The following is a 20,073-nucleotide window of genomic DNA, read 5'->3' as shown; positions in this document are numbered from 1 at the left end:
AAGGGGTATAGCAAGTTTGCTATGTTCCTTTTTATTATATTCAAAGGGGTGGGTTTCATTGCGTGATTTACAAAAGCTACTTATTGAATTAAAAGATATGTCATTCTTTAAGAAAGGCGAATTGTGTATTGTCGGTTGTTCAACATCTGAGGTCATTGGAGAACGAATTGGTTCAGTTGGATCATTAGAGATAGCTAAAGAGATTTTTGATGCTTTGAAACAAATTGAAGAGGATACAGGTGTGTCATTTGTCTTTCAAGGATGTGAACATATTAATAGAGCAATCACGATTGAAAGAGCAGATTTTAACCCACTGTCTATGGAAGAGGTAAATGTAGTTCCAGATGTACATGCAGGTGGTAGTTTATCAACGTATGCCTACCAACATATGGATGATCCAATGGTTGTAGAACATATCAGTGTACCTAAAGGTATTGACATTGGCCAAACATTAATTGGTATGCATATCAAGCATGTATGTGTTCCAGTCAGAACAAGCGTTAAACAAGTTGGAGAAGCTATCGTTACCATAGCGACATCACGACCTAAGAAAATTGGTGGCGAACGTGCTAAATATCAATAATTTAATGAAAGAAGGGGAATTATTTATGTCTTACATTGAAAAACAGGATAAAGTTATTTTTGAAGCAATTCAAAAGGAGTATGACCGTCAAAATAGTAATATCGAATTAATTGCATCTGAGAATTTTGTGTCTGAAGCTGTTATGGAAGCTCAAGGTTCAGTATTGACTAATAAGTATGCCGAAGGTTATCCAGGCCGTCGTTATTATGGTGGTTGTGAATATGTTGATGTTTCTGAAACAGTAGCAATTGATCGTGCTAAAGCACTTTTTGGCGCTGAACATGTAAATGTACAACCTCACTCTGGTTCACAAGCCAACATGGCTGTTTATTTAGTTGCTCTTGAGATGGGAGATACTGTTCTAGGTATGAACTTAAGTCATGGGGGACATTTAACTCATGGATCTCCAGTTAACTTTAGTGGTAAGTTTTATAGTTTCGTTGAATACGGAGTTGATAAAGAAACGGAATTAATTAACTATGATGAAGTACGCAAACTTGCACTAGAACATAAACCTAAATTAATTGTAGCGGGTGCCTCTGCTTATTCTAGAACTATTGATTTTAAAAAGTTCAAAGAAATTGCAGATGAAGTAGATGCTAAATTAATGGTGGATATGGCTCACATTGCTGGATTAGTTGCAGCTGGTTTACATCCAAATCCTGTTGAATATGCTGATTTTGTCACTACTACTACACATAAAACTTTACGTGGCCCTCGTGGAGGTATGATTTTATGTAAAGAAGAATATAAAAAAGAAATTGATAAGACAATTTTCCCTGGAATTCAAGGCGGCCCACTAGAACACGTAATTGCAGCGAAAGCAGTAGCATTTGGAGAAGCATTACACAGTGACTTCAAATCATATCAACAACAAGTGATTAAAAATGCTCAAGTTTTAGCTCAAACATTAATTGATGAAGGATTCAGAGTGGTTTCAGGTGGTACTGATAATCATTTAGTTGCAGTTGATGTTAAAGGTTCTATTGAGATTACAGGTAAAGTCGCTGAAGAGACTCTTGATAAAGTAGGTATTACTTGTAATAAAAACACAATTCCTTTCGATCAAGAAAAACCATTCGTTACAAGTGGAATTAGATTAGGCACACCAGCTGCAACTACACGTGGATTCGATGAATCAGCATTCGAGGAAGTGGCAAAAATTATTAGCTTAGCTTTAAAACATACTGACGATGAAGCTAAACTTAATGAAGCTAAAGAAAGAGTGCACGCCCTTACTTCAAAATATCCATTATATGAATAATAGAGAAACACATTGGAGGAAATTATAAATGAGTAAAGTACATGTTTTCGATCATCCTTTAATACAGCATAAACTAAGTTATATTAGAGATGCTCATACCGGTACAAAAGAGTTTAGAGAACTAGTTGATGAAGTAGGTATGTTAATGGCTTATGAAGTGACTAGAGATTTAGAATTACAAGATGTTGAAATTCAAACACCTGTAACTAAAATGACAGCTAAACGACTAGCGGGTAAAAAATTAGCTATAGTACCAATTTTAAGAGCAGGATTAGGAATGACTGATGGTGTTTTAAGTTTAGTTCCTTCAGCAAGAGTAGGTCACATTGGCTTATATAGAGATCCAGAAACACTTAAAGCAGTAGAGTACTTTGCTAAACTACCTCAAGATATCGATGAAAGACAAATTATCGTTGTAGACCCTATGTTAGCGACTGGTGCTTCAGCAATAGAAGCCATTTCATCACTGAAAAATCGTGGTGCGAAAAATATTCGTTTTATGTGCTTAATTGCTGCACCAGAAGGTGTGGAAAAGATGCAAGAAGCTCACCCAGACGTAGATATTTATATCGCGACACTTGATGAAAAATTAAATGACAAAGCTTACATCACACCTGGATTAGGGGATGCTGGTGACAGATTATTTGGTACTAAATAATAGATTCGGAGATAGATAGTTTGATGAAAAAAATTATGACCATCTTCGGGACAAGACCTGAAGCTATTAAAATGGCACCACTAGTAAAAGCATTAGAAAAAGATGCTGAATTAGAACCCGTCGTTGTTGTTACAGCTCAACATAGGGAAATGCTTGATTCAGTATTAAATACATTTGATATAACACCTTGTCATGATTTGAATATTATGAAATCTGGGCAGACTTTGTCTGATATTACATCAAAATCGATGGTTCTTTTAGAAGAAGTAATTAAAAAAGAATCACCAGATATGGTACTAGTACATGGTGATACAGTTACTACGTTTTCTGGGTCACTAGCAGCTTTTTATAATCAATTACCTATTGGTCATGTTGAAGCTGGGTTAAGAAGTTATGATAAGTATTCTCCTTTTCCTGAGGAGATGAATAGACAAATGGTTGGGGTAATGGCAGACTTGCATTTTGCCCCAACTTTTAATGCAGCTAAGAATTTGCTTGATGAAGGCAAATCATCTAACAATGTGGTAATAACTGGTAATACAGCGATTGATGCTATGAACTATACAATTAATGATAATTATACTTCTCAAATCATCGATAAACATCGTAACAAGAAATTTATTTTATTAACTGCTCATAGAAGGGAAAATATAGGTCAACCTATGATTAACGTGTTTAAGGCAGTTAGAAAATTAATTGAACAGTATGAAGATTTAGCATTAGTATATCCAGTTCACATGAATCCGAGAGTTAGAGAACTCGCTGAAGCGTATTTAGGTCACCATGATCGTATAGAGTTAATTGAACCTTTAGATGTGATAGACTTTCATAATTTTGCTAAGCACGCTTACCTAATTATGACTGATTCTGGAGGAATACAAGAAGAAGCTCCATCTCTACATAAACCTGTACTCGTATTGAGAGATAGTACAGAGAGACCTGAAGGGGTAGAAGCAGGTACTTTAAGGGTTATTGGTACTAATAAGGACTCTGTTTATGAGGAAACTAAGCGTCTTTTAGACGATAAACAGCTTTATAAACATATGAGTGAAGCAAACAATCCCTATGGAGATGGGAATGCAAGTAATAGGATAGTAAATCATATTAAATATTATTTTGGATTAATTAGTGATAAACCCAATCATTTTGAAAAATAAAAAGTTTGTTACGTTACTTTTTGTGAATATTTTGTGACAAAAATGCCGTAAATTTTAACAAGACTTTGAATAGAATTGACACCATACAATAGGCTATATTATCATTTAGATTGTATGAGTGGAACGGTTTACATGATTGGTATAAGACACTCGGAGGCATATAGATGAGTCGTTTCTACATCATTTTTAAACAATATATCCAATATTATCTTTATCTCTTAATAGTATTAGGAATATTGTATCTAATTATACCCCGACCTTTTATTTTAGGATTAATGATAGGAACATGTGGTTCTTTGGTTAATACATACATCTTTGAAAGTTATTTAGCAAAGGCACAACAACAAGATGCTATACATATTTCAACGGGCAATATATGGAGATATCTTGTAGCAATCATTGCGTGTTTGTTATGGTTTTTCTTCAAAGACCACATCAATATCATAGGTGTATTAATTGGTTTAATGATTTCTTATATTGTAATCATATTGCGCCCTCTACTTAAAAGGGAGTAAAAATTAAATAAGAAAGAGGTGAGTTTATGGATCACAAATCCCCACTCGTCAGTTGGAACGTGTTTGGATTCGATATTGTCTTTAACATGACAAGTGTTATGATGGTGCTCATTACGGCGATTTTAGTTTTTATCATAGCTTTAATATGCACGCGTAATCTTAAAAAACGACCAACTGGAAAGCAAAACTTCATTGAATGGGTATTTGATTTTGTAAGAGGCATCATAGAGAGTAACATGGCTTGGAAAAAAGGTGGAAACTTTCACTTCTTAGCAGTGACATTAATTTTGTTCATCTTTGTAGCCAATATGCTTGGTTTACCGTTTGCTATTGTTACTAAAGATCACTATCTATGGTGGAAATCACCGACAGCTGACGCAACGGTAACTCTTACGTTATCTACAACTATGATTCTACTAACGCATTATTACGGTATTAAAATGCGTGGGCCTAAAGCATATGCAGCCGGATACTTTAAACCTTTCTGGCCACTTGCAATCATTAATGTATTTGAGGAGTTTACATCTACATTAACTTTAGGTTTACGACTATACGGTAATATCTTTGCTGGTGAATTATTACTTGGTTTACTAGCAAGTTTACTTTTCCAACAACCAGCATGGGGTTGGATTATAAGTATTCCAGGATTAATCGTTTGGCAAGCGTTCTCAATATTCGTTGGTTCAATCCAAGCGTATATCTTCATCATGCTTTCAATGGTTTATATGTCACATAAAGTGGCAGATGGACACTAAATTAATTTAATAATTATATACAATTCTTAGGAGGAAAATTTATTATGAATTTAATCGCAGCGGCAATCGCAATTGGTTTATCAGCATTAGGTGCAGGTATCGGTAACGGTCTTATCGTATCTAGAACAGTTGAAGGTGTAGCACGTCAACCAGAAGCACGTGGTCAATTAATGGGTATCATGTTCATTGGTGTTGGTTTAGTTGAGGCTTTACCTATCATTGGTGTTGTAATTGCGTTCATGACATTTGCTGGATAAGACATATTAAGGCGAGGCCTGTACAAGGCTATCGCCGTTCGTTTTGTTTTTTATAGCTTAGTGATTATATCTACGAAAGGAGTGTCATGAGCCCGTGACTGCAACAGCTAATATGTTCGTTTTAGGTGCAGGAGTCGAATGGGGAACAACAATAGTTACACTTGCCACATTCGTAATTCTTCTTGCGCTATTGAAGAAATTTGCTTGGGGTCCATTAAAAGAAGTAATGGACAAACGTGAGCGAGACATCAATAAAGATATTGATGATGCTGAACAAGCTAAAATTAACGCTCAAAAACTTGAAGAAGAAAACAGAAAGACACTTAAAGAAACTCAAGATGAAGTTCAAAGAATCTTAGACGATGCTAAGGTTCAAGCACGTAAGCAACATGAAGAAATTATTCATGAAGCTAATGTAAGAGCTAACGGCATGATTGAGACTGCTCAAAGTGAAATTAACAGTGAAAAAGAACGTGCACTTGCTGATATTAATAATCAAGTATCTGAACTATCAGTATTAATCGCATCTAAAGTTCTTAGAAAAGAAATTTCAGAGCAAGATCAAAAAGATTTAGTTGAAAAGTATTTAAAAGAGGCAGGGGATAAATAATGGTAAAGGTAGCAAATAAATATGCCAAAGCATTATTTGATGTCTCTAATGATACAAATCAATTAGATGTAGTTTATGAAGATTTAGAAACAATCAGCCATTCATCTTTCGACTATATTAAAAGTTTAAAAGCAATTGATAGTAATCCTTCATTAACAGCAGATGAGCGTAAATCATTCGTTAATGAAGTATATAGTGGTGCAAATCAATACGTCGTTAATACGCTAAAAGTTTTAGCTGATAATCGTCATTTATCATTAATTGAAGATGTATTTAGAGCTTTTCAAAGTTTATATAATGCGCATCATAACCAAGACTTTGCAATTGTAGAATCTACTTATGAATTAAATGAAGATGAATTAGCAAGAATAGAACAATTGATTAAAGATCAAACACATTTATCTAGAGTAATTGTTAGCACTAAAATCAATCCAGATTTAATTGGTGGATTTAGAGTTAAGGTCGGCACAACTGTTATGGATGGTAGCGTTAAGAATGACCTTGTTCAATTACAAAGAAAATTTGAAAGAGCTAATTAAAATTTAAAGAGGAGTGACATAGATGGCCATCAAAGCTGAAGAAATCAGTGCATTACTTCGCTCACAGATTGAAAATTATGAGTCTGAAATGTCCGTAACTGATGTTGGTACTGTACTTCAAATTGGTGACGGTATCGCATTAATTCACGGATTAAACGACGTTATGGCTGGTGAGCTAGTAGAATTCCACAACGGCGTATTAGGTTTAGCACAAAACCTTGAAGAATCAAATGTTGGTGTGGTTATTTTAGGACCATACAACGATATTAGTGAAGGTGACGAAGTTAAACGTACAGGCCGTATTATGGAAGTACCAGTTGGAGACGAATTAATTGGAAGAGTCGTTAATCCACTTGGTCAACCTATTGATGGACAAGGTCCTATCAATGCAACTAAAACACGTCCAGTTGAGAAAAAAGCAACTGGTGTTATGGATCGTAAATCAGTTGATGAACCATTACAAACAGGTATCAAAGCAATTGACGCTTTAGTACCAATTGGTCGTGGTCAACGTGAGTTAATCATTGGTGACCGTCAAACTGGTAAAACAACTGTTGCTATCGATTCAATCTTGAACCAAAAAGATCAAGATACAATTTGTATTTACGTAGCTATTGGTCAAAAAGATTCAACAGTACGTGCAAATGTTGAGAAATTAAGACAAGCAGGCGCTTTAGATTACACAATCGTTGTTTCTGCTTCTGCAGCTGATCCAGCACCATTACTTTATATCGCACCATATTCAGGTGTAACTATGGGTGAAGAATTCATGTTTAATGGTAAACATGTTCTTATCGTATATGATGATTTAACTAAACAAGCAGCAGCTTATCGTGAATTATCATTATTATTACGTAGACCACCAGGTCGTGAAGCTTACCCAGGTGACGTTTTCTACTTACATAGTAGATTATTAGAAAGAGCAGCGAAGCTTAATGATGAATTGGGTGGCGGTTCAATCACTGCTTTACCTATTATTGAAACGCAAGCTGGTGACATTTCAGCTTATGTCCCAACAAACGTTATTTCAATTACTGATGGACAAATTTTCTTACAATCAGATTTATTCTTCTCTGGTGTAAGACCAGCTATTAATGCTGGACAATCAGTATCTCGTGTTGGTGGTTCTGCTCAAATTAAAGCTATGAAGAAAGTAGCAGGTACGCTACGTTTAGACTTAGCTTCTTATCGTGAGTTAGAATCATTCGCACAATTCGGTTCTGATTTAGATGAATTTACTGCTCAAAAATTAGAACGTGGTAAACGTACTGTTGAAGTATTAAAACAAGACCAAAACCACCCTCTACCAGTTGAATATCAAGTTTTAACAATTTATGCATTAACTAAAGGTTATTTAGATGATATTCCAGTAGAAGATATTACTCGATTTGAAGACGAATTAAACCACTGGGCAGATGCAAATGCAACTGACTTATTAAATGAAATCAGAGAAACTGGTGCATTACCAGATGCTGATAAATTTGATTCTGCTATTACAGAATTCAAAAAAGGTTTTAGTAAATCAGAACAATAATTCTTAATTGAAAAATTGTAACTGCAAATATGAGAGTACATTTTCAACGTTAATACTCTAATTAAAAAAGGTGGTGAGATAATGGGCTCTCTAAAAGAGATTGATAATCGAATAAAATCGACTAAAAAGATGAAGCAAATCACTAAGGCGATGAACATGGTTTCTAGTTCTAAATTGCGTAGAGCAGAAAAGAATACGAAGCAGTTCAGACCTTATATGGAAAAAATGCAAGATGCTATTACTGCAGTAGCAGGTGCTAATAGTTCTTCTAACCATCCTATGCTTAAAGCTAGAGATGTAAAACGTAGTGGTTATTTAATCATTACTAGTGATAAAGGACTTGCAGGTGCTTATAGTACAAATGTATTAAAACGTTTAGTGAATGATATTAAAGCGAAACATAATGACAGTAGTGAATACAGTATTATTGTTTTAGGTCAACAAGGTGTTGATTTCTTTAATAATAGAGGTTATGAAATCGAAAGTTCTTTAGTTGACCTTCCGGATCAACCTTCATTTAAATCAGTTCAAGCGATTGCTAAGCACGCAATTGATTTATATAGCGAAGAAAATATTGATGAATTAACAATTTATTATAGTCACTATGTTAGTGTTCTTGAAAATAAACCAACAACTAAGCAAGTATTACCATTATCTCAAGAAGATTCTAGCCAAGGTCATGGTCAAATGTCATCTTACGAATTTGAACCTGACAAAGAATCTATTTTAAGTGTTATTCTACCGCAGTATGTCGAAAGCTTAATCTATGGAACTATTTTAGATGCTAAAGCAAGTGAACATGCTTCACGTATGACTGCAATGAAAAATGCTTCTGATAATGCGACTGAACTTATTGATGATTTATCATTAGAATATAATAGAGCGAGACAAGCAGCGATCACTCAACAAATCACTGAAATTGTTGGTGGTTCAGCAGCTCTTGAATAATATTAAAAGGAGGAAATCAACATGGGAATTGGCCGTGTAACTCAAGTTATGGGTCCAGTAATCGATGTTCGTTTTGAACATAATGAAGTTCCTGATATTAACAATGCCTTACACATCGAAGTTCCTAAAGAAGATAGCACACTTCATTTAACTTTAGAAGTTGCACTTCAATTAGGTGATGATGTAGTACGTACAATCGCAATGGACTCAACTGACGGCGTTCAAAGAGGTATGGAAGTTAAAGATACAGGTAAAGATATTAGCGTACCTGTTGGTGATGCAACTTTAGGAAGAGTATTTAACGTATTAGGAGAAACAATCGATTTAGATGAAAAGATTGATGATTCAGTACGTCGTGATCCTATTCATAGACAAGCACCTGGCTTCGATGAATTATCTACTAAAGTAGAAATCTTAGAAACAGGTATCAAAGTAGTAGACTTATTAGCACCTTACATTAAAGGTGGTAAAATTGGATTATTCGGTGGTGCCGGTGTTGGTAAAACAGTTTTAATCCAAGAACTTATCAATAATATCGCTCAAGAGCATGGTGGTATTTCAGTATTCGCCGGTGTTGGTGAACGTACACGTGAAGGTAACGACCTTTACTATGAAATGAGCGATAGTGGTGTAATTAAGAAAACAGCGATGGTATTCGGTCAGATGAACGAGCCACCTGGTGCTCGTATGCGTGTTGCATTATCAGGTTTAACAATGGCAGAATATTTCCGTGATGAAGAAGGCCAAGACGTATTATTATTCATTGATAATATCTTCAGATTCACACAAGCTGGTTCTGAAGTTTCAGCATTACTTGGACGTATGCCTTCAGCCGTTGGTTATCAACCAACACTTGCTACTGAAATGGGTCAATTACAAGAACGTATTAGTTCAACTAATAAAGGTTCTGTTACTTCAATTCAGGCGGTATTCGTTCCAGCCGATGACTATACAGACCCTGCGCCAGCAACTACATTCGCTCACTTAGATGCGACAACTAACTTAGAGCGTAAATTAACTGAAATGGGTATTTATCCTGCGGTTGATCCATTAGCTTCTACTTCTAGAGCGTTAGAACCATCAATCGTTGGTCAAGACCATTACGATGTAGCTCGTGAAGTTCAGTCTACTTTACAAAAATACAGAGAATTACAAGATATTATTGCAATTCTTGGTATGGATGAGTTATCAGATGAAGATAAACAAACTGTAGAACGTGCTCGTAGAATTCAATTCTTCTTATCACAAAACTTCCACGTAGCTGAGCAATTCACTGGTCAAAAAGGTTCTTATGTACCAGTTAAAACAACAGTATCAGATTTCAGAGATATCTTAGATGGTAAATACGATCATATTCCTGAAGATGCTTTCCGTTTAGTAGGTAGTATGCAAGACGTAATTGAAAAAGCCAAAGATATGGGTGTTGAAGTCTAATAATTAGGAGGTATGGATAATGAATACATTAAGCCTAAATATTGTCACTCCTAATGGTTCTGTCTACGAACGAGAAGATGTAGAACTAGCTGTATTACAAACAACAGCTGGTGAAATGGGTATCATGAGTGGACACATTCCAACAGTTGCCGCATTAAAAACTGGCTATGTTAAAGTTAACTTTCATAATGGTAACGAATATGTAGCAGTTAGTGATGGTTTTGTTGAAGTTAGACAACATAAATTATCAATTATCGTCCAAACAGCAGAAACTGCTAGCGAAATCGATGTTGAGAGAGCTAAATTGGCTAAGTCGAGAGCAGAATCACATTTAGAAGATGATGATGATAACAGTGACATTAATAGAGCCAAAAGAGCGTTAGAACGAGCTAATAACCGTTTACGTGTGGCTGAATTAAAATAACTAAAAAGGTTCGAGGCGTTATATACGCTTCGAACCTTTTTTTATTAAATATTTTAATTTCACAATCGGAATTATTAAAGTATCTTTATCAAGTTATTTCGTGTACAATGTTATACAGTAATCTTACGAAGGAGTAGAACATGGATTATCTTGGTCAATTTGCAATTGTACACCTTATCTTGCATGTAATATGTATCTGTATAGCCTATTGGGCTCTAAACTCTGTTAGATTAGATCAATTTTTTAAAAAAGGTTATGCATTACAAGTGCAAATTTGTATGATATTTGTAGCTATTTTAATAGGTACATCGGTAAGTAATTTTATTGTCGATTTATTACAATATTCAACTCAAGTTAAGTATTTATTAAAGTAATTCAAAAACTGTTATTTATATCAAAAACTGGATATAATTATAAAATGAATATTAACTTATTAATCAGGGAAATGAATAAGTAATAGGAGTTATAAGTGGAGGATTTAAGATGGATAAAATAGTAATAAATGGTGGAAACCGATTAACAGGTGAAGTTAATGTTGAAGGTGCAAAAAATGCTGTATTACCAGTATTAACAGCTTCTTTATTAGCTTCAGAGGGGCAAAGTAAACTTGTTAACGTTCCAGCTTTAAGTGATGTAGAGACGATAAATAATGTTTTATCAACACTTAATGCAGATGTTTCATATAATAAAGAAGAAAATGCAGTTAAAGTTGATGCTACTCAAAAATTGAATGAAGAGGCTCCATATGAATATGTGAGTAAAATGAGAGCGAGTATTTTAGTAATGGGGCCATTACTTGCTAGACTCGGACATGCAATTGTAGCGTTACCTGGTGGTTGTGCAATTGGTAGTAGACCGATTGAACAACATATCAAAGGATTTGAGGCACTAGGTGCCGAAATTCATTTAGAAAATGGTAATATTTATGCTAATGCTAAAAATGGATTAAAAGGTACTCAAATTCATTTAGATTTTCCAAGTGTAGGAGCAACACAAAATATTATCATGGCAGCTTCACTTGCATCAGGTAAATCAATTATTGAAAATGCTGCTAAAGAACCAGAAATTGTAGATTTAGCCAACTATATTAATGAAATGGGCGGTAAAATTACTGGTGCTGGAACAGATACAATCACTATACACGGTGTTGATAAATTACATGGTGTAGAACATTCAATCATTCCAGATAGAATTGAAGCGGGAACATTATTAATCGCCGGTGCAATCACACGTGGAGATATCTTTGTTCGAGGCGCTATCAAAGAGCATATGGCAAGCTTAGTATATAAACTTGAAGAAATGGGGGTTAATTTAGTCTTCAAAGAAGACGGTATTCAAGTTTCTGCTGAAGGTGACTTAAAGCCTGTTGATGTAAAAACATTACCACATCCAGGTTTCCCAACTGATATGCAATCACAAATGATGGCTTTATTACTTACAGCAAATGGGCATAAAGTTATTACTGAAACGGTCTTTGAAAATAGATTCATGCATGTAGCCGAGTTCAGAAGAATGAATGCAAATATTAATGTTGAAGGTAGAAGCGCTAAAATTGAAGGAAAAAGTCAATTACAAGGCGCGCAAGTTAAAGCTACAGATTTAAGAGCTGCAGCAGCATTGATCTTAGCAGGTTTAGTTGCAGATGGTACTACACAAGTTACTGAACTTAAGCATTTAGATCGAGGTTATGTAAATTTACACGGAAAATTAAAAGACCTTGGTGCAGATATTAAGCGTATTAATGATTAAATCATTTTTAAACATCAAAGTTTACATTTCGGAGGTTTAATATAATGGAAACAATTTTTGACTATAATCAAATTAAACAAATTATCCCTCATAGACAACCGTTCTTATTAATTGATAGAGTTGTTGAATATGAAGAAGGAAAACGTTGCGTGGGTTTAAAGCAAGTTTCTGGTAATGAACCATTTTTCCAAGGGCATTTTCCTGAATACGCAGTAATGCCAGGTGTATTAATAACTGAAGCACTAGCTCAAACTGGAGCCGTAGCGATGTTAAACAATGAAGAGAATAAAGGTAAAATAGCTTTATTCGCTGGTATTGATAAATGTCGTTTCAAAAAACAAGTGACACCTGGTGATACGTTAATGTTAGAAGTAGAAATTACTAAAATTAAAGGACCAATCGGTAAAGGTAGTGCGAAAGCTACAGTCGATGGTCAACTTGCTTGTAGCTGTGAACTAACATTTGCTATTCAAGATGCTTAAACTATTCCATATTATAAAAGGAGTGTATCAAGAACTAATTAAAATGAATTAGTTCCTTTTACACTCCTTTTTTATTTATTTAATTTCTTTCAAATTTTTCTTCTTTTAGTTTAGGTTTAGATTGCATCATTCGATTAAAGGTCTTCTTAAGCTCTTCACCAGTTAAACCATCATCTACCAATTCCTCTAGTAAGCTTTCGGCATAGACTTGTCTTAAAGTATAAATATGACATTCAAAAACAACAGACATTGATTTTTTAAAATTAGCGACATTTTTAACCGTAGCATCAAATAAAGCTGGATCATTTGCAGGTCTAGTGATGACTACTCTAATATCTAATAATTGTTTATCGTCCATATATGTTTTAAATGTTTCATAGTGCTCATTTGAAATAACAATCTCAAGTAACCAGCCTGTTCCACTACCTTCTTTATTTATGATAACGCCATCTTCGATTTCATATTCTGAAACGCCACCATTCTCATTTACAATTTGAAACCGAACAGCCTTAAATGTTTTCATTATTTCACATCCCAATTGTTTTTTAAATATACAATAAATTAAATTATAAGCAGTTATGAACTTAATTAATGATTATTTTCTTTAAATATATCAAAAACATACTACAAATAGCTATCATTTTAAGGGTATTTGTAATTTTGACCAAATTATAACCCGTCAATTATTATGTATTACAAGAAGGAGGTGACACATGTTAAACAAAATAGTAATAGTAGGAAAATTGACTAAAGATGCTCAAATTTATGAGAAGGAGGATAGTAAGGTCGCAACATTTTGTGTAGCAACTGAAAGAAATTACAAAGATGAAAATAATGAAATATCAAGTGATTATTTATTGTGTAAAGCTTTCGGCAAAACAGCAACCAATATCGAAAAATATACTAGTCAAGGTACATTAGTAGGTATAACAGGACAAATGCGTTCAAGAAAATATGAAAAAGAAGGACAAACGCATTTTGTAACCGAACTATATGTAGAAACAATTAAATTTATGTCTCCAAAAACTAAACATAATGAAATCCTCTCTCAAAATCAATACGATGAAGACACTTATCATTCAGACGACATTGAAATTATTAATATCTAAAAATTAATTCTCTCCCTAAACTCCATCCTATTTTTAATAAAAATTAAATTATCCTTTTCTTTCAATTATACTCAAGCGACCTACTTTGATCGGCCAATATTAAAGTAAGGTCGCTTTTAATATTTAAGTCATCAATCATTCAATCAACTTATAATTATCTGACAGATTTCAATTATATTACAAACTTGTTTAAGAATCGATACAATCTCAAAACTGTCATGACAGTTTTGAGTAGAAATTTAATTCCAATTATAATTAATATTCAATGTAATTCGAGTGTAAAAAAGAGCTTGTTTTTTTTATTTCACTGTAACCTACACTGTTTATACAGATGTTAGAGTAGTACTTGTAAATTAGTTAAGAAAACAAATCACTTTTAGGAGGATTTTTAATAATGAAAAAGACAATTATTGCATCATCATTAGCAGTAGGATTAGGCGTTGTAGCAGGTAATGCTGGACACGACGCACACGCAAGTGAAGCAACAAACGTTGATAAAGCAGAATTAGCCCAAAAAGCTCAATCAAATGACCAATCATTAAACGAAAGCCCTATCCAAAAAGGTGCTTATAACGTAAACTTTGATTACAATGGTTTCAATTATCACTTTGAATCAAATGGTACTCACTGGAGCTGGAACTATGCACAAAATGGTCAAGCTACTCCACAACAAGATGTAAGCAACCAAACTTCAGCTGACCAAGTAAGTTCACAACAACAAACTAGCCAAGCTCAACCAGAACAAACTTCTGCTCCACAAACTGAGCAAACTCAACAACCACAAGCTAAAGCAACTACTTCTTACAGTGCACCAACTAACAACACTGCAAGTAGTCAAGCTTCATCAAACCAAGCTTCAAGTGGTTCATCAGTAAACTTAAATTCACACTTAAAACAAATTGCTCAACGTGAATCAGGTGGCGACATCCACGCTATCAACCCTTCAACTGGCGCAGCTGGTAAATTCCAATTCTTACAATCAACTTGGGATTCAGTAGCTCCAGAACAATATAAAGGTCAATCTCCAGCTAACGCTCCTGAAAGCGTACAAGACGCTGCAGCAGTTAAATTATACAACACTGCAGGCGCTAGCCAATGGGTAACTGCATAATTTAAATATATGATTATTAACCATCTTCTCAATATGAGAAGATGGTTTTTTTATTTAGAAGCACATTTAATTGATTTAGTGAGAGTCGTTTGATAATGTAATTATTGAATTAAATAAATATTAACTACTAGGGGAGCCACAAGGCTGAGATGATATGATTCAGACCCTTATAACCTGATTTGGTTAGTACCAACGTAGGAAAGTAGTCTTTATCAAATAAGCATCGCTATGCCCAGATTTAGCTACTTTTCATTGTTGGAAAGTAGTTTTTTTATTATCCAAGGAGGCTTATTTAATGAAATTTTCACAAGAATTAAGGGAAGAAGCTCAACCAATTATTGAAAGAATTTACAATGATAACTTTATTCAAGAATTATTAGCTGGGACTTTACCTAAACAAGCAGTACGTCAATATTTAAGAGCGGATGCATCATATTTAAAAGAATTTACAAACTTATATGCCTTACTTATTCCAAAGGTTCACACTATGCAAGATGTAAAATTCTTAGTTGAACAGATTGAATTCATGTTAGATGGTGAAGTAGAGGCACATGAAGTACTGGCTGATTATATCAATGAATCTTATGAAGAAATTGTTAAAGAAAAAGTTTGGCCACCAAGTGGAGATCACTATATTAAGCATATGTATTATAATGCTTATGCTCACGAAAATGCAGCATACACTATAGCTGCAATGGCACCTTGTCCTTACGTCTATGCAGTTATAGCTAAGCGTGCGATTAAAGATCCTAAATTAAATAAAGATTCAATTACCGCAAAGTGGTTTGATTTTTATAGTACTGAAATGGATCCACTTGTTGATGTTTTCGATCAATTGATGGACCGTTTAACAGAAGAATGTACTGACAAAGAAAAGCAAGAAATCAAAGAAAACTTCTTGCAAAGTACAGTACATGAGCGTCATTTCTTTAATATGGCTTATATCGATGAAAAATGGGATTTTGGAGGAGAAAACCATGAATAAACCTAAAATAGCATTAACGATAGCTGGAACAGATCCCACTGGTGGCGCAGGGGTAATGGCTGATTTAAAATCTTTCCATTCATGTGGCGTATACGGTATGGCAGCAATCACTAGCATTGTCGCGCAAAATACTCTAGGTGTTCAGAGCATTCATAATTTGGAAACAAGTTGGGTACAAGAGCAACTTGATAGTGTTTTTGATGATGAATTACCACATGCTATAAAAACAGGAATGATTGCGACTAAAGAAACAATGGAACTGATACAAAGTTATTTGAAAAAGTATTCAGATATTCCTTATGTTATTGATCCTGTTATGTTGGCGAAGAGTGGAGATTCACTCATGGACGATGATACTAAATCTCACTTACAAACTACCTTATTACCTTTAGCTGATGTTGTAACACCAAATATTCCTGAAGCAGAGGAAATTACTGGTTTGAAAATAGATAGTGAAGACAATATCCGCAAAGCAGGAGATATTTTTATCAATGAGATTGGTAGTAAAGGCGTTGTTATTAAAGGTGGTCATTCTGCTGATTTAAATAACGCTAAAGATTTCTTATTTACGAAGGACGATGTTTATACTTTTGAAAATAAACGCTTCGATACTAAACATACACACGGAACTGGTTGTACATTTTCAGCAGTAATCACTGCAGAACTAGCTAAAGGTCGTTCTATATATCAAGCAGTAGAAAAAGCTAAGTCGTTTATTTCAATGAGTATTGAACATACGCCTGAAATTGGTAAAGGAAGAGGTCCAGTGAATCACTTTGCATATTTAAAGAAAGTAGGTTTAGATGATGAATAATTTAGAAAGATTACGTTCAGAAAATCCACTTATTGTTTGCTATACCAATGACGTTGTTAAAAATTTTACAGCTAACGGGTTACTTAGTTTAGGAGCAAGTCCAGCAATGAGTGAAGCACCTGAAGAAGCAGAAGAATTTTACAAAGTGGCAAGTGCATTAGTGATTAATATAGGTACACTAACTCATGATAATGAAGAAGATATTATGAAAATAGGGAGAATCGCTAACGAACAAGGTACGCCAATTGTCTTCGACCCAGTGGCAGTAGGCGCGTCTTCTTACAGAAAACAATTTTGTAAGAGATTTTTAGAACAAATTGAAGTTTCTGTAATAAAGGGAAACGCATCAGAACTACTTACGCTTGTTGACTCTCAAACTACGATGAAAGGAACAGATAGTGATAGTTCACTTGATGCAGTTGAAATTGCTAGAAAGGCCCATAAAAATCTCGAAACAGCAATTGTCATTACAGGTAAGGAAGACGTTGTCGCACAAAATAATCAAATTGTTAAACTTGCTAATGGCTCAACTCTTCTAGCTAAAATTACCGGTGCAGGTTGCCTTTTAGGAGGAGTAGTGGCAAGCTTCTTATTTAGAAATACTCGACCAGAAATTGAACAGTTAATTGAAGCGGTTAGTGTGTACAATATTGCTGCAGAATTAGCTGAAAATAAAAACCATGTCCATGGCCCTGGATCATTTTTACCAGAATTGCTCGATCAAATGTATCAAATTGATGAGACAACATTTGAAAAATATGTACATAAAGTAGAGGTTTAATCTTATATGTTTAGCTCAGAGCAATTACAAGTATATTTTATTTGTGGAACTCAAGATATACCAGAAAATAGAACCATTGAACAAGTACTTGATGAGGCTTTGAAAGCCGGAATCACTATGTATCAATTTCGTGAAAAAGGCCCATCATCTTTAATAGGTGAAGAGAAGAAACAGTTAGCAATAAATTTAAAACGAAAATGCGAGAGATATCACGTACCATTCATTGTCAATGACGATATAGAGTTAGCAAAAGATATTGATGCTGATGGCGTTCATGTTGGTCAGGATGATAAAGAAGTTAAAGATTTTGCTATGCAGTTTAGAAATAAAATTATAGGTTTGAGTGTGGGTAATTTAGATGAGTATCAACAATCGGATTTATCTCAAGTGGATTACATAGGTGTAGGGCCTATGTATACCACTTCGTCAAAAGATGATGCTAACGCTCCTGTTGGTCCTCATATGATTACAAAATTGCGAGATTATGTTGGAGAATTACCTATTGTAGCAATAGGTGGTATTAATGAAACAAATATTGAACCAATTGCTGAAGCCGGTGCTGATGGCGTTTCAGTAATTTCTGCAATAACTAGAAGTAAGAATATTGACAAGACTGTTAAGCATTTTCGTAAATACTTTAATTAATCAATATATTTTTCCACTTTTTGTTTTCTACTATAGTATGAGTATGATAAAATGAATCCTATGTGAATATTACAATAGAGGTGGAAAAATGAAGAAAAAAGCGTTACTACCTTTGTTTTTAGGGATAATGGTTTTTCTAGCAGGGTGTGACTACTCTAAACCTGAAAAGCAGGACGGATTCTTCTTTAATACATTCGTTCAGCCAATGAAACATCTCTTACAATGGTTAGGAAATGATGTATTTAATAACGACTATGGACTAGCGATTATTATCTTAGTTCTTGTTATACGTTTAATCTTGTTACCATTCATGTTATCAAACTATAAAAATAGTCATATGATGCGTGAAAAAATGAAAGTAGCTAAGCCAGAAGTTGATGGTATTCAAGAAAAAGTTAAACGTGCTCGTACTCAAGAAGAGAAAATGGCGGCAAACCAAGAATTGATGGAAGTTTATAAAAAATATGATATGAATCCGATGAAGAGCATGCTCGGTTGTTTACCAATGCTTATTCAAATGCCAATTATCATGGGATTATATTTCGTATTAAAAGATAAACTTGTTAATGGACTTTCTGATCATCCACATTTCTTATGGTTTAATTTAACTAAACCAGATATTTGGATTACGATTATTGCCGGTGTTCTTTACTTTGTTCAAGCATATGTTTCAAGTAAAACGATGCCTCAAGAGCAACGCCAAATGGGATACATGATGATGATTGTTTCACCAATCATGATTATTTGGATTTCATTACAAGCGTCATCTGCACTTGGTTTATATTGGTCAGTCAGTGCCTTATTCTTAGTAATACAAACGCATTTTGCAAATATGTATTACTCTAAACTTGCTAAAAAAGAAGTTCAACCTTTCATCGAACAATATGAAAAAGAACATAATCCGTCTTCTAATAAAAAAGGCAAAAATACGCAAGTTGTTTCTAAAAAGAATAAGAAATAGGTTATAAGAAAAGCCAGCAAATTAAATTATGATTTGCTGGCTTTTTCATATGTCAAATTTACAAATTTGTGTTGTTATTGAAATTCCATTCGTGTAAAAATTGTTTTAAGAATTGAAGCATAAAATGATGACGTTCTTCAGCAAGCTTTCTTCCAGTTGAGGTATGCATTAAACTTTTAAGTTTTAATAATTTTTCGTAAAAGTGCTTAATTGCTGAAGGATCAAATGCTTCAATATTATCAGTATGTAGTGATTCGAATGGCACGTTAGATTCAGTCCACATTGGTTCGCCGAAATATCCAGCGAATTGAAAAGTTCGAGCAATTCCGATTGCGCCTAGCGCATCCAAACGATCAGCATCTCTCACGATTTGTCCTTCAATTGATAATGTGGCTTGATTGTTTTTACCACCACGGTAACTCATATTTTGTATAATATGTAAAACATGTTGAATATCAACTTGGGTTAAGTCAATCGTTTCTAGAAAAGTAGAAAGTTTATCATATGCTTGTTCTTCATTCGTTATTTTGCTATCTACTGTGTCATGTAATAAAGCGGCAAGTTCTATAATCGTTGTATGTACTAAACCCTCATTTAAAGCGATATACTTTGCTAATGTATGAACCCGTTCTACATGCGCGATATCGTGCCCAGTGTGATCATCTTTATGAACCATTTTCATATAGTTACATGCGTGTTTAATTTTTAATTCATTTTCCATAAAAGTCTCCTTCACATATTAAAAAGGTCTAGGAACA

Annotated in this window: 25 protein-coding genes and 1 riboswitch; of the genes, 23 read left to right on the top strand and 2 right to left on the bottom strand. The window is 34.2% G+C overall.

Annotated elements, in window-relative coordinates; all coding sequences use genetic code 11:
• Positions 1-58: 58 nt before the first annotated feature.
• The 16 genes from CM54_RS11325 to fabZ all read left to right on the top strand — a co-directional run bounded on the left by CM54_RS11325 (position 59) and on the right by fabZ (position 12,909).
• A complete protein-coding gene (locus CM54_RS11325) occupies positions 59-583 on the top strand; it encodes a TIGR01440 family protein (protein ID WP_037551281.1) in 525 nt (174 codons plus the stop codon).
• 25 nt (positions 584-608) lie between these two features.
• Complete coding sequence (gene glyA, locus CM54_RS11320; RefSeq protein WP_037551333.1) at positions 609-1,847, top strand: serine hydroxymethyltransferase; 1,239 nt, start codon at positions 609-611, stop codon at positions 1,845-1,847.
• A 28-nt stretch (positions 1,848-1,875) separates the two neighbouring features.
• The gene (gene upp, locus CM54_RS11315) at positions 1,876-2,505 is read left to right on the top strand and encodes a uracil phosphoribosyltransferase (protein ID WP_002435776.1); all 630 of its coding nucleotides are present in this window, start codon (positions 1,876-1,878) and stop codon (positions 2,503-2,505) included.
• A 23-nt stretch (positions 2,506-2,528) separates the two neighbouring features.
• Positions 2,529-3,662, top strand: coding sequence for a non-hydrolyzing UDP-N-acetylglucosamine 2-epimerase (wecB, locus tag CM54_RS11310; RefSeq protein ID WP_037551279.1), 1,134 nt, complete (start codon positions 2,529-2,531; stop codon positions 3,660-3,662).
• A 164-nt stretch (positions 3,663-3,826) separates the two neighbouring features.
• The gene (locus tag CM54_RS11305; protein WP_002453711.1) at positions 3,827-4,177 is read left to right on the top strand and encodes an ATP synthase subunit I; all 351 of its coding nucleotides are present in this window, start codon (positions 3,827-3,829) and stop codon (positions 4,175-4,177) included.
• A gap of 26 nt (positions 4,178-4,203) precedes the next feature.
• Entirely contained in the window at positions 4,204-4,932 is a 729-nt protein-coding gene (gene atpB, locus CM54_RS11300; RefSeq protein WP_037551277.1) for a F0F1 ATP synthase subunit A, read from the top strand.
• A gap of 44 nt (positions 4,933-4,976) precedes the next feature.
• Complete coding sequence (atpE, locus tag CM54_RS11295; protein ID WP_001048816.1) at positions 4,977-5,189, top strand: F0F1 ATP synthase subunit C; 213 nt, start codon at positions 4,977-4,979, stop codon at positions 5,187-5,189.
• 94 nt (positions 5,190-5,283) lie between these two features.
• Positions 5,284-5,799: a F0F1 ATP synthase subunit B gene (locus CM54_RS11290; RefSeq protein WP_037551275.1), complete on the top strand. Its 516-nt coding sequence runs from the start codon at positions 5,284-5,286 to the stop codon at positions 5,797-5,799.
• Positions 5,799-6,338, top strand: coding sequence for a F0F1 ATP synthase subunit delta (locus tag CM54_RS11285; protein ID WP_023351357.1), 540 nt, complete (start codon positions 5,799-5,801; stop codon positions 6,336-6,338). Before CM54_RS11290 ends, CM54_RS11285 begins: the two co-directional genes overlap by 1 nt.
• Positions 6,339-6,360: 22 nt before the next feature.
• The gene (atpA, locus tag CM54_RS11280) at positions 6,361-7,872 is read left to right on the top strand and encodes a F0F1 ATP synthase subunit alpha (RefSeq protein ID WP_002435859.1); all 1,512 of its coding nucleotides are present in this window, start codon (positions 6,361-6,363) and stop codon (positions 7,870-7,872) included.
• An 81-nt stretch (positions 7,873-7,953) separates the two neighbouring features.
• Entirely contained in the window at positions 7,954-8,820 is an 867-nt protein-coding gene (atpG, locus tag CM54_RS11275) for an ATP synthase F1 subunit gamma (RefSeq protein WP_002435866.1), read from the top strand.
• A 21-nt stretch (positions 8,821-8,841) separates the two neighbouring features.
• Positions 8,842-10,254: a F0F1 ATP synthase subunit beta gene (gene atpD / locus CM54_RS11270; RefSeq protein ID WP_002435865.1), complete on the top strand. Its 1,413-nt coding sequence runs from the start codon at positions 8,842-8,844 to the stop codon at positions 10,252-10,254.
• Positions 10,255-10,273: 19 nt separating this feature from the next.
• Positions 10,274-10,678 carry a F0F1 ATP synthase subunit epsilon gene (locus CM54_RS11265; RefSeq protein WP_002435826.1) on the top strand — a complete coding sequence of 135 codons (405 nt, stop codon included), beginning with the start codon at positions 10,274-10,276 and terminating at the stop codon, positions 10,676-10,678.
• A 140-nt stretch (positions 10,679-10,818) separates the two neighbouring features.
• Positions 10,819-11,052 (top strand): DUF1146 family protein, encoded by a 234-nt coding sequence (locus CM54_RS11260; RefSeq protein ID WP_002453705.1) that lies wholly within the window; start codon positions 10,819-10,821, stop codon positions 11,050-11,052.
• Positions 11,053-11,161: 109 nt separating this feature from the next.
• Positions 11,162-12,427 (top strand): UDP-N-acetylglucosamine 1-carboxyvinyltransferase, encoded by a 1,266-nt coding sequence (murA, locus tag CM54_RS11255; protein WP_037551273.1) that lies wholly within the window; start codon positions 11,162-11,164, stop codon positions 12,425-12,427.
• 44 nt (positions 12,428-12,471) lie between these two features.
• Positions 12,472-12,909: a 3-hydroxyacyl-ACP dehydratase FabZ gene (gene fabZ / locus CM54_RS11250; RefSeq protein WP_002435844.1), complete on the top strand. Its 438-nt coding sequence runs from the start codon at positions 12,472-12,474 to the stop codon at positions 12,907-12,909.
• A 79-nt stretch (positions 12,910-12,988) separates the two neighbouring features.
• Here fabZ and CM54_RS11245 read toward each other — a convergent pair whose 3' ends face one another.
• Positions 12,989-13,432, bottom strand: coding sequence for a YwpF-like family protein (locus CM54_RS11245; RefSeq protein ID WP_002435823.1), 444 nt, complete (start codon positions 13,430-13,432; stop codon positions 12,989-12,991).
• 190 nt (positions 13,433-13,622) lie between these two features.
• Between CM54_RS11245 and CM54_RS11240 the strand changes: the two genes are divergently transcribed.
• The 7 genes from CM54_RS11240 to yidC all read left to right on the top strand — a co-directional run bounded on the left by CM54_RS11240 (position 13,623) and on the right by yidC (position 19,315).
• Positions 13,623-14,018 (top strand): single-stranded DNA-binding protein, encoded by a 396-nt coding sequence (locus CM54_RS11240; protein ID WP_037551271.1) that lies wholly within the window; start codon positions 13,623-13,625, stop codon positions 14,016-14,018.
• Between the two features lie 394 nt (positions 14,019-14,412).
• On the top strand, positions 14,413-15,129 hold the full coding sequence (locus tag CM54_RS11235) for a transglycosylase family protein (RefSeq protein ID WP_037551269.1): 717 nt from the start codon (positions 14,413-14,415) through the stop codon (positions 15,127-15,129).
• 119 nt (positions 15,130-15,248) lie between these two features.
• Positions 15,249-15,347: riboswitch (TPP riboswitch) on the top strand.
• A gap of 77 nt (positions 15,348-15,424) precedes the next feature.
• The gene (tenA, locus tag CM54_RS11230; protein ID WP_037551267.1) at positions 15,425-16,114 is read left to right on the top strand and encodes a thiaminase II; all 690 of its coding nucleotides are present in this window, start codon (positions 15,425-15,427) and stop codon (positions 16,112-16,114) included.
• Positions 16,107-16,928 carry a bifunctional hydroxymethylpyrimidine kinase/phosphomethylpyrimidine kinase gene (thiD, locus tag CM54_RS11225; protein WP_037551265.1) on the top strand — a complete coding sequence of 274 codons (822 nt, stop codon included), beginning with the start codon at positions 16,107-16,109 and terminating at the stop codon, positions 16,926-16,928. The genes tenA and thiD overlap by 8 nt, the downstream gene beginning before the upstream one ends.
• Complete coding sequence (gene thiM / locus CM54_RS11220; protein WP_037551264.1) at positions 16,921-17,709, top strand: hydroxyethylthiazole kinase; 789 nt, start codon at positions 16,921-16,923, stop codon at positions 17,707-17,709. The genes thiD and thiM overlap by 8 nt, the downstream gene beginning before the upstream one ends.
• A 6-nt stretch (positions 17,710-17,715) precedes the next feature.
• Positions 17,716-18,354 (top strand): thiamine phosphate synthase, encoded by a 639-nt coding sequence (gene thiE / locus CM54_RS11215; protein ID WP_037551262.1) that lies wholly within the window; start codon positions 17,716-17,718, stop codon positions 18,352-18,354.
• 88 nt (positions 18,355-18,442) lie between these two features.
• Positions 18,443-19,315 (top strand): membrane protein insertase YidC, encoded by an 873-nt coding sequence (gene yidC, locus CM54_RS11210; protein ID WP_002435877.1) that lies wholly within the window; start codon positions 18,443-18,445, stop codon positions 19,313-19,315.
• Positions 19,316-19,373: 58 nt separating this feature from the next.
• Here the strand turns inward: yidC and CM54_RS11205 are convergent, their stop codons facing one another.
• Positions 19,374-20,036: an HD domain-containing protein gene (locus tag CM54_RS11205; protein ID WP_037551260.1), complete on the bottom strand. Its 663-nt coding sequence runs from the start codon at positions 20,034-20,036 to the stop codon at positions 19,374-19,376.
• Positions 20,037-20,073 lie beyond the last annotated feature (37 nt).

Origin of the sequence: Staphylococcus sp. TE8, assembly GCF_000692055.1 — a bacterium.
GTDB classification, from domain to species: domain Bacteria; phylum Bacillota; class Bacilli; order Staphylococcales; family Staphylococcaceae; genus Staphylococcus; species Staphylococcus capitis.
The sequence above is the reverse complement of the archived record's forward strand: the minus strand, read 5'-3'. Positions and strand labels throughout refer to the sequence as shown.

Coding starts and splice junctions, on each gene's coding strand:
- glyA (WP_037551333.1), top strand. CDS start 609: ATGTCTTACATTGAAAAACAGGATAAAGTTATTTTTGAAGCAATTCAA.
- upp (WP_002435776.1), top strand. CDS start 1,876: ATGAGTAAAGTACATGTTTTCGATCATCCTTTAATACAGCATAAACTA.
- wecB (WP_037551279.1), top strand. CDS start 2,529: ATGAAAAAAATTATGACCATCTTCGGGACAAGACCTGAAGCTATTAAA.
- CM54_RS11305 (WP_002453711.1), top strand. CDS start 3,827: ATGAGTCGTTTCTACATCATTTTTAAACAATATATCCAATATTATCTT.
- atpB (WP_037551277.1), top strand. CDS start 4,204: ATGGATCACAAATCCCCACTCGTCAGTTGGAACGTGTTTGGATTCGAT.
- atpE (WP_001048816.1), top strand. CDS start 4,977: ATGAATTTAATCGCAGCGGCAATCGCAATTGGTTTATCAGCATTAGGT.
- CM54_RS11285 (WP_023351357.1), top strand. CDS start 5,799: ATGGTAAAGGTAGCAAATAAATATGCCAAAGCATTATTTGATGTCTCT.
- atpA (WP_002435859.1), top strand. CDS start 6,361: ATGGCCATCAAAGCTGAAGAAATCAGTGCATTACTTCGCTCACAGATT.
- atpG (WP_002435866.1), top strand. CDS start 7,954: ATGGGCTCTCTAAAAGAGATTGATAATCGAATAAAATCGACTAAAAAG.
- atpD (WP_002435865.1), top strand. CDS start 8,842: ATGGGAATTGGCCGTGTAACTCAAGTTATGGGTCCAGTAATCGATGTT.
- CM54_RS11265 (WP_002435826.1), top strand. CDS start 10,274: ATGAATACATTAAGCCTAAATATTGTCACTCCTAATGGTTCTGTCTAC.
- CM54_RS11260 (WP_002453705.1), top strand. CDS start 10,819: ATGGATTATCTTGGTCAATTTGCAATTGTACACCTTATCTTGCATGTA.
- murA (WP_037551273.1), top strand. CDS start 11,162: ATGGATAAAATAGTAATAAATGGTGGAAACCGATTAACAGGTGAAGTT.
- fabZ (WP_002435844.1), top strand. CDS start 12,472: ATGGAAACAATTTTTGACTATAATCAAATTAAACAAATTATCCCTCAT.
- CM54_RS11245 (WP_002435823.1), bottom strand. CDS start 13,432: ATGAAAACATTTAAGGCTGTTCGGTTTCAAATTGTAAATGAGAATGGT.
- CM54_RS11240 (WP_037551271.1), top strand. CDS start 13,623: ATGTTAAACAAAATAGTAATAGTAGGAAAATTGACTAAAGATGCTCAA.
- CM54_RS11235 (WP_037551269.1), top strand. CDS start 14,413: ATGAAAAAGACAATTATTGCATCATCATTAGCAGTAGGATTAGGCGTT.
- tenA (WP_037551267.1), top strand. CDS start 15,425: ATGAAATTTTCACAAGAATTAAGGGAAGAAGCTCAACCAATTATTGAA.
- thiD (WP_037551265.1), top strand. CDS start 16,107: ATGAATAAACCTAAAATAGCATTAACGATAGCTGGAACAGATCCCACT.
- thiM (WP_037551264.1), top strand. CDS start 16,921: ATGAATAATTTAGAAAGATTACGTTCAGAAAATCCACTTATTGTTTGC.
- thiE (WP_037551262.1), top strand. CDS start 17,716: ATGTTTAGCTCAGAGCAATTACAAGTATATTTTATTTGTGGAACTCAA.
- yidC (WP_002435877.1), top strand. CDS start 18,443: ATGAAGAAAAAAGCGTTACTACCTTTGTTTTTAGGGATAATGGTTTTT.
- CM54_RS11205 (WP_037551260.1), bottom strand. CDS start 20,036: ATGGAAAATGAATTAAAAATTAAACACGCATGTAACTATATGAAAATG.